The sequence below is a fragment of the Enterobacter sp. 01-M-03-SI-ECC genome (assembly GCF_047530215.1).
Lineage (GTDB): Bacteria > Pseudomonadota > Gammaproteobacteria > Enterobacterales > Enterobacteriaceae > Enterobacter > Enterobacter chengduensis.
Window position 1 is genome coordinate 345,443 of record NZ_JBLKDA010000001.1, and the last position, 15,335, is coordinate 360,777.

At 55.4% G+C, this 15,335-nt stretch carries 13 protein-coding genes; 1 reads left to right on the plus strand and 12 read right to left on the minus strand.

The window, feature by feature from the left end; translation table 11 throughout:
• From fcl to ACMWKK_RS01700, 11 genes are all read right to left on the minus strand, one after another.
• The gene (fcl, locus tag ACMWKK_RS01650; protein WP_013097874.1) at nt 1-966 is read right to left on the minus strand and encodes a GDP-L-fucose synthase; all 966 of its coding nucleotides are present in this window, start codon (nt 964-966) and stop codon (nt 1-3) included.
• Nucleotides 967-968: 2 nt separating this feature from the next.
• Complete coding sequence (gene gmd / locus ACMWKK_RS01655) at nt 969-2,090, minus strand: GDP-mannose 4,6-dehydratase (protein WP_014884502.1); 1,122 nt, start codon at nt 2,088-2,090, stop codon at nt 969-971.
• A 21-nt stretch (nt 2,091-2,111) separates the two neighbouring features.
• Nucleotides 2,112-2,666, minus strand: coding sequence for a colanic acid biosynthesis acetyltransferase WcaF (gene wcaF / locus ACMWKK_RS01660; RefSeq protein WP_045328097.1), 555 nt, complete (start codon nt 2,664-2,666; stop codon nt 2,112-2,114).
• 15 nt (nt 2,667-2,681) lie between these two features.
• Nucleotides 2,682-3,428, minus strand: coding sequence for a colanic acid biosynthesis glycosyltransferase WcaE (gene wcaE, locus ACMWKK_RS01665; protein WP_045328096.1), 747 nt, complete (start codon nt 3,426-3,428; stop codon nt 2,682-2,684).
• 12 nt (nt 3,429-3,440) lie between these two features.
• The gene (wcaD, locus tag ACMWKK_RS01670; RefSeq protein WP_045328095.1) at nt 3,441-4,661 is read right to left on the minus strand and encodes a colanic acid polymerase WcaD; all 1,221 of its coding nucleotides are present in this window, start codon (nt 4,659-4,661) and stop codon (nt 3,441-3,443) included.
• Nucleotides 4,636-5,853 (minus strand): colanic acid biosynthesis glycosyltransferase WcaC, encoded by a 1,218-nt coding sequence (gene wcaC, locus ACMWKK_RS01675; protein WP_112779730.1) that lies wholly within the window; start codon nt 5,851-5,853, stop codon nt 4,636-4,638. The genes wcaD and wcaC overlap by 26 nt, the downstream gene beginning before the upstream one ends.
• The gene (gene wcaB / locus ACMWKK_RS01680) at nt 5,850-6,341 is read right to left on the minus strand and encodes a colanic acid biosynthesis acetyltransferase WcaB (RefSeq protein WP_045328093.1); all 492 of its coding nucleotides are present in this window, start codon (nt 6,339-6,341) and stop codon (nt 5,850-5,852) included. Before wcaB ends, wcaC begins: the two co-directional genes overlap by 4 nt.
• Complete coding sequence (gene wcaA / locus ACMWKK_RS01685) at nt 6,341-7,183, minus strand: colanic acid biosynthesis glycosyltransferase WcaA (RefSeq protein WP_045328092.1); 843 nt, start codon at nt 7,181-7,183, stop codon at nt 6,341-6,343. Before wcaA ends, wcaB begins: the two co-directional genes overlap by 1 nt.
• Nucleotides 7,184-7,299: 116 nt before the next feature.
• Complete coding sequence (wzc, locus tag ACMWKK_RS01690) at nt 7,300-9,462, minus strand: tyrosine-protein kinase Wzc (protein WP_112779731.1); 2,163 nt, start codon at nt 9,460-9,462, stop codon at nt 7,300-7,302.
• A 2-nt stretch (nt 9,463-9,464) separates the two neighbouring features.
• Complete coding sequence (gene wzb / locus ACMWKK_RS01695; RefSeq protein WP_045328090.1) at nt 9,465-9,908, minus strand: low molecular weight protein-tyrosine-phosphatase Wzb; 444 nt, start codon at nt 9,906-9,908, stop codon at nt 9,465-9,467.
• 6 nt (nt 9,909-9,914) lie between these two features.
• Nucleotides 9,915-11,054 carry a polysaccharide export protein gene (locus ACMWKK_RS01700; protein WP_032641654.1) on the minus strand — a complete coding sequence of 380 codons (1,140 nt, stop codon included), beginning with the start codon at nt 11,052-11,054 and terminating at the stop codon, nt 9,915-9,917.
• Between the two features lie 692 nt (nt 11,055-11,746).
• On the opposite strand from ACMWKK_RS01700, the gene ACMWKK_RS01705 reads away from it, so the two are divergent.
• On the plus strand, nt 11,747-13,330 hold the full coding sequence (locus ACMWKK_RS01705; RefSeq protein WP_045328089.1) for a TerC family protein: 1,584 nt from the start codon (nt 11,747-11,749) through the stop codon (nt 13,328-13,330).
• 141 nt (nt 13,331-13,471) lie between these two features.
• Here ACMWKK_RS01705 and asmA read toward each other — a convergent pair whose 3' ends face one another.
• Nucleotides 13,472-15,322, minus strand: coding sequence for an outer membrane assembly protein AsmA (asmA, locus tag ACMWKK_RS01710; protein ID WP_112779732.1), 1,851 nt, complete (start codon nt 15,320-15,322; stop codon nt 13,472-13,474).
• Nucleotides 15,323-15,335: the final 13 nt, after the last annotated feature.

Sequence of the window (15,335 nt, forward strand, 5' to 3'; positions counted from 1 at the left end):
TTACCCCCGGAAGCGGTGCTGGTTTTCCAGGAACCACTGGTAGGTGCTGGCCAGCCCCTGCTCCAGTGACACCTCGTGATACCAGCCCAGCTGATGCAGACGGGTGACGTCCAGCAGTTTGCGAGGCGTGCCGTCCGGTTTCGTCGCGTCAAACACCACGCGGCCCTTGTAGCCCACCACCTGCGCGATGGTCTGCGCCAGCTCGCGAATGGTGCAGTCCACGCCGGTACCGACGTTGATGTGCGACAGCATCGGCTCGGTGTTCTCCTGCCACACTTCGCGATCCAGCTCCATCACGTGAATGCTGGCGGCAGCCATGTCGTCCACGTGCAGGAATTCACGCATCGGCGTGCCGCTGCCCCACACCACCACGTCGGGCGCGTTCTCGGCGGTCGCCTCGTGGAAGCGGCGCAGCAGCGCCGGGATCACGTGCGAATTGCTCGGGTGGAAGTTATCGTGCGGTCCGTACAGGTTGGTCGGCATCACCGAACGATAGTCTCGGTTGTACTGACGGTTGTAGGACTCGCACAGCTTGATCCCGGCAATTTTGGCAATCGCGTACGGCTCGTTGGTCGCTTCAAGCGTGCCCTGCAGCAGTTCGCTCTCGGCGATCGGCTGCTTCGCCATTTTCGGGTAAATACAGGATGAGCCGAGGAACAGCAGCTTATTCACGTTGTGCAGATGCGCCGCGTGAATGATGTTGCTCTCAATCATCATGTTTTCGTAGATGAAATCCGCCGGGTAGGTGTTGTTGGCGACAATACCGCCCACCTTCGCCGCCGCCAGATACACCTGGTCAATGCGTTCGTTGGCAAAGAAGTCCTGTACCGCACGGCTGTCGAGCAGGTTCAGCTCGTCACGGGTGCGGACAACTACCTCGACGTCACCGCGCTGTTCGAGCTGTCGAACAATCGCGGAACCCACCATTCCGCGATGGCCGGCGACAAAAATACGTTGTTTTGTCATTCTCAGGACTCCAGCGCGATGGCAACCTCGTAGCCATGAGACTTGAGCAGGGAGTGTTTTTTCGCTGCTTCAAGATCTTTGGCGACCATCTCGGAAACCATCTCCTGCAGGGTGATCTCAGGTTTCCAGCCCAGCTTCTCGTGCGCTTTGGTTGGGTCGCCCAGCAGGGTTTCCACCTCAGCAGGACGGAAGTAGCGCGGGTCAACCTGGACAATCACGTCGCCTGGCTTCACGCCCGGCGCGTCGTGGCCGGTTACGGAAACCACGATACCCTTCTCTTCCACGCCGGTGCCTTCGAAGCGCAGCTTGATGCCCAGCTGTGCCGCAGCCATCTCAACGAACTGGCGAACGGAGTACTGCACGCCGGTCGCGATCACGAAGTCTTCCGGCTGTTCCTGCTGCAGCATCATCCACTGCATTTTCACGTAGTCTTTGGCATGGCCCCAGTCACGCAGGGAATCCATGTTGCCGAGGTGCAGGCAAGACTCCAGACCCTGCGCGATATTGGCGATAGCGCGGGTAATTTTGCGGGTTACGAAGGTTTCGCCACGGCGTGGGGATTCGTGGTTGAACAGGATGCCGTTACAGGCGTACATGCCGTAGGATTCACGGTAGTTCACGGTGATCCAGTAGGCGTACAGTTTGGCGACAGCATACGGAGAGCGCGGGTAGAACGGCGTGGTCTCTTTCTGCGGGATTTCCTGCACCAGACCGTACAGCTCAGAGGTGGACGCCTGGTAGAAGCGCGTTTTCTTCTCAAGGCCGAGGAAGCGGATTGCTTCCAGCAGACGCAGCGTACCCATGGCATCAACGTCAGCGGTGTATTCCGGGGACTCGAAGGAGACCGCGACGTGGCTCATCGCGCCCAGGTTGTAGACTTCATCCGGCTGCACTTCCTGCAGGATACGGGTCAGGTTGGAGGTATCGGTCAGGTCGCCGTAATGCAGGTGGAATTTCGGGTTCGCCGCGTGAGGATCCTGATAAATATGATCCACACGTTCGGTGTTGAAAGAAGACGCACGACGTTTAATACCGTGTACTTCATACCCTTTTTCCAGCAGGAACTCTGCCAGGTAAGAACCATCCTGCCCGGTAACGCCGGTGATGAGAGCGACTTTAGACATGTTTATATTCCTCTGTACTTATCAAAGTTTTTCAGTTTCAACGCGTTCGCGTATCACCACTGCGGGGTTGCCACGGCAAACTTTATTTGCCGGTAGCGATTTAAAAACGCTGCTGCGGGCACCAATAACCGTGCCATCGCCAACAGAAACACCCGGTGCAACAAAAACATCCGTTGCCAGCCAGCATTTTTCACCAATCACAATAGGCGAAGCGGTAATATCAAAATGCTGACTCATAAAGTCGTGGCTGCCGGTGCACAAATAACACTTCTGTGAAACCACCGAATTTGCGCCAATCGTAATCTCGCCCAGGGTATATAGCACCGCGTCATCCCCTACCCAGGCGTAATCCCCAAGCGTTAATTTCCAGGGGTAGGTAATCTTTACCGAAGGTCGAATGACTACGTTTTTTCCGATTTTTGCGCCAAACAGGCGCAATAAAAAGGCTCGCCAGCGGTACAGTATTTGTGGTGACCAGGCAAATAACGTTGCCTGAACGGCCCACCACAGCTGTACCTTAATACCGTTCCCGCCCCGAAAGCCTTTCGGCACGGAAAAACCGCTTAAATCCTGCATTGCATGTCCTTATATTCAGGCTTTGTTATATAAGGTTTTGGTTTTGCCGGTGGTGCGCAGGCGTAATAAATAAGACAATTCCGCCCAGAAACCCGGCACGCGTAATATTTTGCGCTGCACGTTTTTCGCATCCTGGCACAATTCCAGATTATTCGAGGTTGACACGCCGCCCATTGAAAATTCAGACACCAGCCCTTTAATTCGACGGAACGGGTAACCGGATTTATACAGGCTGGCAGCCAGCGCATAATCGGAAGATACTTTATACTGCAAATCGTATGGCTGTTTTTTCAGACCCTTTACCGGAAAGAAAATGGCCTGATGGCTGGCGGGCAGGCTGTGGTAAATATACCAGCCCGGCTTCGCGCTGCGGCACGCCTTATGCCCGTCGCCAAAATCGAGCAGCGCATCGCCAATATACATGGCGTCCTCTTTCTGACGCGCCAGCTGGCGGGCGAACAGCGCCACGTCATCATGGAAAATATCGCCGGAGTTGAGGAAAATGGCATAACGGCCCTGGGCCATGCTGATGCCTTTGTTCATCGCATCGTAGATGCCTTTATCTTTCTCGCTGATGTAGCGTAAGTTGAACTCACCGTTGAGTTTTTCCAGAAACTCCGCCGTGCCATCGTTCGAGCCGCCGTCGACCACAATCCACTCAAAGGTGAGGCTGGGATCGCGCGCCAGGTTGCGCAGCGAGCGCCAGGTTTTTACCACCCCTTCGTAATTACGAAAAGCGACAGTAATGACGCTAAGAAACATAAGACCACCTCGTCATGAATTCGTAATATTAAGCGCTTTGCGCAAAATAAACGGACAAACAATTAAGAAAGCATATTCCGGGCTAAATATTGACCCGGTAAAAAACAGCGACACCGGCGTAAAAAGATAAAGCTGCACGCGAAAGTTCTGGTTATCACCAAACGCGTTAATCATCATTTTGAAAACTTTAAACAGATACCACAGGGTCAACAGTACGGCGAACCACGAAAAATAAATAATTAACAGATACAGACCATTGTCTATGGTTTTACCGACATCCGCACCGTTAAAGATTCCGAATGATGCAACATATTCGTAAAGTGAGCCGAATCTTACAACCCCATCAATATGGGTTAAGGAATAACCCACCATCACCAGTGGCCCGATGATGCGATAATAGGATGAAGACCCTTCCGTTCCCAAATCACCCAGACGTTCTGAGATGTACGGGAAGGCAAATATCACGCCTACCATAAATACCGTCAGGGAGATAATCGCCAGCGGCAGTTTTTTCTTAATCGCTTCTTTGTTCAGGTACTGAAACGCCCACTCCAGCAGGTAAAACAGGATAAATGTCATTACCCCTGAGAACGATCCAGACAGAACAATTCCTGCAAGAATCATAGCATCGGTCTTAGGCGTTTTGATACCAAACTGTTTGATGCTGAGCCAAATTGAGATTAACGCCAGAGCGAAAAACGCCGGTTCAAAATAGAGGGCCGTGGTGCGCTTCCCGCCAAACTTGATGAAGTTCAATACATAGCTGTTACTGTAAATGAGATATTTCGAAATTATCTCCATCAGGCTACTGCCGCCGGTGAGAATAATTTGCGCCATTTCCATGGCAGCAAGCATAACAATTAACGCTACGGCAATATAAAAGAACCTGAGGATTTTCCGATAATTGTGCGGAGAAATCGTTTTAAACCGAATACTCCAGACCATTCCGATAATAATGACAATATAAACAAAGAGCATGGTCGACGTGACGTATTTACTGGCATCCAGCGACTGGCCAAAGATGTAGTTAAACAGCGTCAGGCCCGTGCCCAGCCCCAGGGCAATCATCAGCTTCTTCAGGTTGATTTTATCGACATACAGCAGAAGCAGAACGGGCAAGAAGGTGACGATGGTTATCGGAAAGCTTTCGCCGAGCTGGGCAATTTTGACGTTGACCAGCAGATAGATCAGCGGCAGCAGCAGATAACTACAGATTCTGATAGAACGAGACATACTCCTCCAGCATCTGTTGTCCACTGTAGGCCTTGCGGCTGCGGTTGCGGAACGATTCCAGGTCAGTGCCAAAAACAGCCTCGGCGATCTGCGCCTTCGGCAGCTGCACCAGCGGCAGCACCTCGCGCTCCGCGAAGGTTTTCCCGCCGGATTTTTCCAGCACTTCACGCGCCGCGTCGCTGTGGGTAGCAATCACCGGCACGCCGATGGAGAGCGCCTCACAGAGGATCAGCGGATAGTTATCCACGCGGGAGCTGAACACCAGCGCGTCCATTTCGTTCAGCGCGCTCATCAGCTTGCGCTTGTCGGTCTCAAACCCGTGGTTCACCACGTTGGCCCCGTCGAACGGCGAAAACTTGCCGAAGGTATGCAGTTCAATCTTGTCGCCCAGCGCCATCATGTCGCGCACCAGCTGCTGGTTGGTTTTACCGTCGTAGCGCAGGTCATGCGCAACGATGGCGATCTTCGGCTTGCCCGCGGTTTCCGCCACCGGCGTGAGTTCGGCCAGAATGGCTTCCGTCGCCACGTCGATACCGTTGTTGATAATCTGACAGCGCCCTGCCCCGTACAGGCTGTTGAACGCATCGGCCACGTGCTGGCTAGGAGAGATAAACGTGCAGCCGAGCGAGAGCATGTCGCGGAACAGCTGACGCTTGCCGGCCACCAGCTGATGGGCGCGATCCACCTTCACTGGCGGATAGTTGCTTAACGTCGGGCATTTCTGGCAGTTATCTTTCCAGCCTTCGCAGCCGTCGGTAAACGCGCAGCGTCCTGTTACGCTCCAGTGATCGTGCAGCGTCCAGACAAAGCGGGTGTCGGGCCTGTGGGCCTGCACCTTCTGACAAAACGCCACCACCTCTTCCAGATTCAGCCAGTAGCTGTGCAGGACGTGAAAATGCAGCACAACCGGCCCCGTGGTTTGGGTCACCGTGCGGTAAAGCGTGTTCAGGTTGCCAAACAGGTCGCGGTTAAACAGGCGAAACAGCGCAATGTTGGCGATCGAGGTCAGGCGCGGCGTGTGCTTGTGCACCTGCGGGAAGTTATCGTGGCTGACGCTTTTCTTGCCGCCCTTGCCGTAGCCGTAAATAAAGCGAGACTGAAGCCCTTTTTGCAGCGCGCGCTGGTGCAGATCCAGCGCCACGCCCGCCGCTCCGCCTTCTGCGAGGCGTACGTTAAATTGCAGAATATTCATTTAATCACCTTCACGCGGGCTTTTTCGCCCACCACCAGCGCGTTATCCGGAATGCTGTCCAGCACCACGCTGCCCGCACCAATCGTGACGTTATTGCCAATCGTAATGTCGCCAATCATCACCACGTTTGCCCCCAGCTCGACGTTATTGCCGATGACCGGGCAGGCCAGGCTGTCAGGCCCGCGGTTGCCAATGGTGACGGCATGGCGAATGGTGAAATCATCCCCGGCGACCACGAACTTGTTGATCACCACTCCATAGCCGTGGTGGATGGTAAAGCGGCGGCCAATGGTGGCAGCGGCCTGAATTTCATAGCCAAAAAAGCATTCGGTGATGATGCGGTACAGCACCAGCACCGGTGCCGCCCAGATATTGTTCAGCACGTTTTTCTTACGCCACACCGAGCAAAAGTGCGCGATGCGGTACGCCAGAACCATGCAGCACGGGCGCAGGCTCCAGCTGTTTGCGCGGCAATCTTCCAGAAACATTATTTCCCCCGAAGCCCGTCAGCCAGACGCTTGCCGTTACGCACGGACAGCAGCGTCAGCAGCGTGCGCCAGTTCATACGCTTATTGCGGATCTGATAGAGGGTAAAGAGCTGATACTTCCGGCTGGCACGGTCAAACTTGTCCTTGTGCTTGCGGTAAAAGTGGAAGTACCCGGAGAACTTCTTCGGCGACGAGGTGATTTGCATCTCCCCGTGATTGATGTGCAGGATCTGCGTGGCCTCTTCCACTTTCCACGGCTCGCCGTACTCCACCACCATGCGCAGGAAGATGTCGTAATCCTGCGCGGCCTTGAGTTCGGTATCGAACAGGCACTCTTTGAAGCGCCACGCCCAGGTGAAGACCTGGTTACCAATAATGTTGCGCTTGTAGAACAGGCGGCGAGAGTACGGTGATTTTGGATACAGCGGCAGGCTGGCAGGCTGCGAGTAAACCTCGCCCTGGCAGACATAGTCGTTGGCATACAGGAAAGCGTGCGTGACCAGTTGCTCTTTATGGGACAGAAAGACGGACAGGCGGTTCGGCGTCCATTCATCGTCGTCGTCGATCCCGGTCAGATACTGCCCTTTGGCCTGCATGATCGCCTGATTACGCACCGCACAGGCGCCGGAGTTCATCGGGTTATGGGTGTACGTCACGCGCGGGTCGTTGAGATCGGTGACAAACTTTTGCAGCTGTTCATACGAAGAAGAACAGTCATCCACGACGATCAGTTCCCAGTTATCGTAATCCTGACGTAAGACCGACTTAATTGCGCGGATCGCCAGCTGCTGACGATTCCATGTCGGCATATAGATAGAAATCAAAGGGCGTTGTGTGGTCATATCTTCCTCCTACCCCTCACCCCGGCCCTCTCCCCTGAGGAGAGAGGGTGAAAGGCGGCACCGGACTGTCCCCTCTCCCCTTTGGGGAGAGGGTTAGGGTGAGGGGGGGTGTTTTGTTATTTACTGTCAGACTTATATTCGTACTCGTAATACCCGTAATCCTGGTACCCGGTCGCGCGGCGGAAGATGGAGTTCAGGATCACCCCTTTCACCTCAATCCCGTTCTGCTCGAAGCGGCTCAGGCTGGTTTCCACCTCTTTCAGGGTGTTCACCGCGTAACGCGCGACCATCAGCGTGGTGCCCGCATGGCGGCCCACGACGGCAGCGTCGGTCACGGCCAGAATCGGCGGCGTATCGATCAGCACCAGGTCGTAGTGTTTGCTCGCCCATTCAATGAGCTGGCTGAAACGTTCGCTCATCAGCAGCTCGGACGGGTTTGGCGGTACCTGTCCGCGCGGGATCAGGTCAAATTTCGGGATCGTTGTCGGCTTGGCGCTCTGGCTGATTTCACCCTTGCCGAGCAGGATTTCCGACAGCCCGTTAACGTTATCGGTGCCGAGCAGCTCGTGGGTATAGCCCTTACGCATATCGCAGTCGATCAGCAGCACGCGCTTGTTGGTCTGGCTCACCACCGCCGCCAGGTTGGCGCAGACGAAGGTTTTACCGATTGACGGGCTAACGCCGGTCAACATCAGGACGTTGTTTTTGGCCTGCATCATGGCGAAGTGCAGGCTGGTACGCAGGCTGCGGATCGCTTCGATGGCGAGGTCGGTCGGGTTACCCACCGCCAGCAGCTGGCTCTGCTTGTAGCGCTTAACGCCCTTGATGGTTTTGACGCTGTCACGGGATTTTTGCCACTCAGACAGCGGAATGCTGGCATAGACGTTGATACCGCTCTCTTCCAGCACCTGCGGGCTTTCGATGCCGCGGTTGAACAGGGAACGCAGCAGCACGCCCACGATGGAGAGCATCAGGCCGAGAATAATGCTGCCGAGGATAATCAGCGCTTTCTTCGGCTTCAGCACGCCGGGCTGGGTAATGGCCGGGTCGACGATGCGCACGTCGCCCACGGTGCTGGCTTCGGTGATTTTCAGCTCCTGCTGCTTGTTCAGCAGCTGCATGTACACCTGCTGTCCGGACTCCACGTCGCGGGTCAGACGCACGATCTCCTGCTGCGTTTTCGGCATCGCGGTCACGCGATTATTGAGCTTCGCCTTCTCCTCTTCGAGGGTACGGCGTTTCTCCAGCAGCGTGCGGTAGGCCGGGTGACGTTTGGTATAAAGCTTGGAAATTTCGGCTTCTTTAAAGGTCAGCTCGTTGAGCTGCGCGTCAATGTTGACCATTGAATCGAGGACCGATTTCGCCTCCAGCGGCAGGTCAACGGAGTCTTTATCCTGACGGTAGGCGTTCAGCTTGTTCTCGGCATCATCCAGATGAGCGCGCACTTCCGGGAGCTGCTTCGCGAGGAAGGCCAGGCTTTTCGCCGCTTCGGCCGACTTACGCTCAACGTTCTGCTCAAGATAGTTGCGGGTAATGCTGTTCAGGATGTCGCGGATCTGATCCTTATCTTCACCGGTAAAGGTCATGCTCAGCACGCCGGTGTCCTTGCCGTTTTCGGTGACGGTGAGGTTGTTTTGCAGATTGTTGATCATCCCCAGCGTGGAGAATTTGGTGACGGTGAATTCACCGCCCTCCTGGGCGTTGATCGCGCTGACCATCATGCTGACGCCGTCTTTGCTCAGCATCTGCCCCACTTCACCGCGGGCGCTAAAGCCCGCGTCGCTGGTCAACTGATACTGTTTCGGGCCAAGCACCGTCAGGGTAAACGTCCGATCGGCAGCCCCTTTCGGCAGCACGAAGTCAGTCACTTTCACCGTGTCGTTGTTTCGCCCCATCAGACGATCCCAGCCCGCGCCAAAGATCGGGAAGGTATTTTTGGTGACGGAGATATCGAGCCCGAGGTCGTGAACCGTTTTACCCAGCACCAGGCGTGACTGGATTAGCTGAATCTCAGCGTCGGAGGCCGGCGGCTTGTTCGCCAGCGCGGAACCAATGTCCTGCACCAGCGAGTTGCCGGTATTCTGCTCGATCTGCACCAGCGCGTCGGCGCTGTAGATAGGGGTGGCGAACAGCGTATAGACGACAGCCGCGGCGGCAAACACGGCGGTAATGCCAAGCACCCACCATTTTGCCTCTACGACCGTGCCGACCAGGCGCCCAATATCAATTTCATCACTGCCCGATGTCGGGGCGGCAGAAGGTCTTGTTTTTTCTGTCATTGTTATCCCTGCTGAACTTTCAGTGCCTGCGCCCACTGTTGGGCAGACTGGTCAAGTAAGGTGTAAACCGCCTCAAAGGCCTCCTGGCTTTTGCGATACGGATCGGGGATTTCACGTTCATTGTCCCAGTGACCAAACAGCATCACCTTGCCGCGCATCTCCGGCGCGATATCGCACAGCGCGTGAATATGGCGTTTTTCCATCGTCAGGATCAGGTCATATTCCCGGCACATGCGGCCAGTAACCTGGCGCGCCACGTGGCCGTCGAGGGAGAGGTGATGATCCCGCGCCACGCTGGCTGCACGCTCATCGGCACCTTTACCGACCAGCGCGCCCAGCCCTGCCGACTCAACGATCAGTTCGGGCTGGTAGTGCTTCAACAGCCGTTCACCCGTAGGGGAACGGCAAATGTTCCCCACGCATACCACCAGAATTTTGTTAAACATCGCGGATTACCAGGTATGAATGTCGCGCGCCGTATCCGTCATGTAGCGAACGCCACTGATGGTTGGCAGCAACTGGTTGATCAGACGGTTCCAGCGGGCAACCGGCGCGGTGGTGACATACACCACGTCGTATGGCTGGAGGCGGAACGACGTTGCCATTACCAGCGAAGTGGCGTCGGACATATCGAGCTGGTAAATGTTGGCAATCTTGCCTTTGTTGCTGGCGTCGTCCTTCAGCGGGCGAATCACGAAGATGCCGCTGGCGTTGGAGGAGGTCAGATCGATGCCTTCCGCATTGCCCAGCGCTTCGGTCAGCGTCATGCCGCTGAAGTCCATCTTGAGCGTGCTCTGTTTCTTCACTTCGCCCATCACGAAGACTTTCAGATCGTCATTACGCGGGACGTAAAGAATATCGCCCGGATAGAGCAGGCGGTTCTGGGTCAGATCGCCGTTTTGCATCAGCGCCTGCAGCGAAATACGCTGCTCCTTCCCGTTATGGGTGAGCACCACGTTGCGCCAGTCGGCGCCGTCGGTTAACCCGCCCGCGGCGTTGATGGCGTCCAGCACGGTAAGAGGAACGTTGGTGATGGCCTGCTGGCCGGACTTGTTCACCTGGCCGGAGATATAGGCTTTTTGCGAGCGGAATGCGGCGATATTAACGTCCACCTGCGGATCGGCGATGTACTGCGCTAAGCGGCCGGTAATATCACTGCGGATCTCGGCAAGCGTTTTCCCCGCTACATGGACTTTGCCAATGTAGGGATAGAACATGGTGCCGTCTGACTGTACCCAGTTACCGGTGTCGCTTGAGCTGCGGTACTGGCCCGCTGGCGTGGTCAGTTCCGGGTGGTCCCAGACGGTCACGTTGATCACGTCTCCCGGCCCCACGCGGTACTGGTAGGAGGCAATTTCCTGGTCCAGAGACATATTCGGCTGAGCAACATTCGGACGTGGACGTAATTGTTCGACCAGACGTGGCGTAAGTGGATAAACATTCACCATTTTGTCGAGATCAAAATCGGCATCCTGTTGCTTGATCACATCCTTACCCATTGTTGACATATTGCTGCCGGGAAAGACCGTGCAACCACTCATCAAGGTCACAGACACCAATAATGGCATCAATTTCATTTTGGATTTCATCATTGATTATTTATCACTTTGGCAGAGTAATTATCCTGTGCAATTTAAATAAGCTCGGGTCGTATTGGTTTTCAGCATGCAGTTAATCAAATAGAAATTTAACTGGCATCAGTCCTAAAAAAAGCTTATTCATCCATTGGCTATTGACAGAATAATCGATGCTGATTCACACGCTTTCAGGCACGCTACCGCCCTTGACTTTCAGTTACCAATCCACTGACTAAACAATGTGTTATGGATAGACACCCTCTTAAGTAAGGTCTTGTGGGAATATATCAGCCGCTGCAAATACCCGACGGATAATGAATAATCACTCCACAAGACCGAACAATAATAGCAACACCGAGATTTAACATTTGATGCTTGGAGAATTGTTGCAGCTAACCTAATAGCAGGCAAGGAGACAACTGTCCTAATATCCGTTTTTAAGATTAATATTAAGAGCAAACTTTTGACCTTTTAGGATTTTCTTTATATTGACAATAACAGGGCAAAAACCTTTACCTGCGATATATCCTAAAATGCTATTCCGGTAATTAAATATACGTATTCCCCTTATTTACAGCAGCATCGGAATGCTCTCTTTTTCACCCGACGTATTAAGAGAAATCTCACCCCGGCATTGCAATTTCCCCCGGCTTTATCCATGATCGAAGTGTGACATTCGTCATATAACAGAAGGTATTGCTATTACTATGGAATGGATTGCCGATCCCTCAATCTGGGCCGGGCTGGTTACGCTGGTCGTCATCGAGCTCGTGCTCGGGATTGATAATCTGGTTTTTATCGCCATCCTCGCTGAAAAACTGCCCCCTTCCCAGCGCGACCGCGCGCGCGTGACGGGCCTGCTGCTGGCGATGGTGATGCGCTTACTGCTGCTGGCCTCTATCTCCTGGCTGGTCACGCTCACGCAGCCGCTGTTCTCCCTTCACGGTCTGAGCTTCAGCGCACGCGATCTGATTATGCTCTTCGGCGGGCTGTTCCTGCTGTTCAAAGCCACCGTGGAATTGAATGAGCGGCTGGAAGGCAAAGATAGCGAGAACCCGACCCAGCGCCGCGGGGCGAAATTCTGGCCGGTGGTGGCGCAAATTGTGGTGCTGGATGCGGTCTTCTCCCTCGACTCGGTGATCACCGCCGTTGGGATGGTGGACCATCTTGCGGTGATGATGGCCGCGGTCATTATTGCCATCACGCTGATGGTAATGGCCAGCAAGGCGCTGACCCGCTTCGTGAACAGCCATCCTACCATCGTGATCCTGTGTCTGAGCTTCCTGCTGATGATTGGCTTTAGCCTGGTCGCCGACGGTTTCGGCTTCCATATTCCGAAAGGCTACCTGTATGCCGCCATCGGGTTCTCCGTCATGATTGAAGCGCTCAACCAGCTGGCGATATTTAACCGCCGCCGCTTCCTTTCCGCCAATCAGACCCTGCGCCAGCGCACGGCCGACACGGTCATGCGCCTGCTCAGCGGCAAGAAAGAGGATGCGGAGCTGGACCCCGAATCCTCCGCCATGCTGGCCGATCGCAGCGACGGGCAGATTTTTGACCCGCAGGAGCGACGGATGATCGAGCGGGTGCTTAACCTGAATCAACGAACGGTCAGCAGCATCATGACGTCGCGGCATGACATTGAGCATATCGACCTGACGGCCCCGGAAGCGCAAATCCGCGCCCTGTTGGATAAAAACCAGCACACCCGCGTGGTGGTGACCGGTGGTGAAGAGGAAGAGGAGCTGCTGGGCGTGGTGCACGTTATCGACCTGCTTCAGCAGCAGCTTCACGGCGAGGCGCTCAATCTGCGCGCTCTGGTACGCCAGCCGCTGGTTTTCCCGGAGGGGCTACCGCTGCTTTCCGCCCTTGAGCAATTCCGCAACGCGCGCACGCACTTTGCCTTTGTGGTCGATGAGTTTGGTTCGGTGGAAGGGCTGGTGACGCTCAGCGACGTGATGGAAACCATCGCCGGTAACTTGCCAAACGAGGTGGATGAAATTGATGCCCGCCATGATATTCAGAAAAATGCAGACGGCTCGTGGACGGCTAACGGCCATATGCCGCTTGAAGACCTGGTGCAATATGTGCCGCTGCCGCTGGATGAAAAGCGGGAATATCACACGATTGCCGGCCTGCTGATGGAGTATTTGCAGCGTATTCCGCAGCCGGGGGAAGAGGTTCAGGTAGGCGACTACCTGCTTAAAACGCTGCAAATTGAAAACCATCGCGTGCAGAAGGTGCAGTTAATACCGTTACGGGATGAGGAAGAACTGGATTTTGAGGTGTAAAAAAGCCGGGTGGCGCTGCGCTTACCCGGCCTACGATGTTCGGTTTGTGTAGGCCGGGTCAGGCGAAGCCGCCACCCGGCACAACGGCGTCAGGCTTTTGTAGGCCGGGTCAGGCGAAGCCGCCACCCGGCGCAACAGGCATCACAGTTTATCCAGCAGCTTCTTCACATCCTTGCCGCCCTGTGAATCTTTATTACGATCCGCCCAGTCGCTAAGCCGACGTTTTGCTTCATCCTGCAGATGCTTACGCAGGATCTGATCCACCTGCAGGCTGTAATTCAGCGCCTGCCATTTGCCATATACGGTCAGCGGAACCGGCGTCTCTTTAAGGAAGTCGATAAGCTTGCTTTCACCCTGCCAGCCAGAAAGTACCCGCACGTTAAAGCGCGTGTCCGCCGTCTCTTTCACCAGATCCAGCTTGCCGTCCCCGGTGATCGATAACAGTGAAGAGGTGCCCTGCATGCCTTCGAGAGCGAGCTGTCCGTTATCCAGCGTCAGATCCGCGGTGAAACTGTCGAGGCGCGTGGCGCTGTCGTAGTTTTCCTGGGCTTTCACATCGCTGCTGCGCTCCACCGCCTGCTGCACCAGCTGCTGGAAGTTAAGCCCTTCCATACGGGAATTTTTCAGGTCGAGATGCGCCTGCCCCTGCCACTCGCGACGGAAAGCATCGGCATCAATTTTCGTACCCGAGAAGTCGCCCGCTAACGACAACTGCCCCGTTAGCGATATCGGGTAGTTAAACGCGTTCAGGATGGTCCCTATCTCAACGTTGTCGAGACGCGGCTGGAATTCGGCGCTGGCAACGTCTTTACGAACATCCAGCGTGCCGGGCAGCGAGAGGTTCCCTGCGCCCATCTTACCGCTCAGTTCGGAGATCACCAGCAAACCGTTATGGTTAAACATTTGGCTGCTCACGTCGGTAAAATCAATACCGCGCCAGCGCAGGCTATTGGCTTTCAGCAGGATATCCGCCGTGAATCCGCGCAGGGCGTTATACTCAGGCTGGTCAAGATTGGACGAAATAACCGGACGTGATACCGGCGCCTGGCTTTGTCCCGTCTGCGCAGCATCGCTGTCCGTCGCGCTGGATGGCTGAGGCGGCAGCAGGTTTTCCAGGTTGAGCTTGTCAAACTGCAGGTTCAGCACCCACTTCGGCTTCTCTTCCAGCGTGACGCTCGCCTGCCCCTTTAGGCTACTGTCATTTGCCTGCAGGTTAAGATTATCCAGTTCCAGCTGCTTTTGTTCTTCGCGCCACACGGCCTGCAGCGTTCCCTGCCCGGCGATCCCCTGAGTGGGAAGATCGGCACCCGTCAGCTGCCAGTTCAGCTGCTGGATGTCGGCCGTAAGCTGATGCGGATAGTCTGAGGCATTGACGCTGGCGTTCAGCGAGAGGGTCAAATCGCGCTGATCGCGATTCACGCGCCCGCTAAATTCCACCGACGCAAGATGATGGGCATCCTGTTCCATCTGCAGGCTGATGTTGCGAACGGTCACCTGCTCCTGGTGCTCGTGCTGGAAAACCAACACGCTGTCGGCCACCTTCAGCTTGCCGATATCAAAGGACCAGCCCGTATCGGACGGTTCATCAGGCAGGGTATTTTCGCGCGGCGCAACCGGCGCATTGGCATCGCGTACGGCTTCGGATTGCGGGGTGAGCTGAATCACCGCGCCTTTCAGCATCACCTGGTTAACCTGCAGCTGATGGGAAATGAGCGGGATCAGCGCGACATCAAGACGCATGTTGTCCGCGGCCACCAGCGGCTGGGACGCCCCAGGCGCCGTGAGCGACATGCGGCCAGAGAGAATGCTGAGCTGCGGCCAGACGTGCCAGCGCAGCGGTCCGTCAAGCTTCAGTTGATAACCGCTGCGCGCCTCGACCTCCCGCACCATGTAATCGCGGAAATCATTAGGGTTAACCAGCAGTACCAACGCCGAAAGGCCAGCCACCAGCACCACCAGCAAAATCATCAGCGTTGTCAGAACTCTTCTCATGGCATCCTCAATG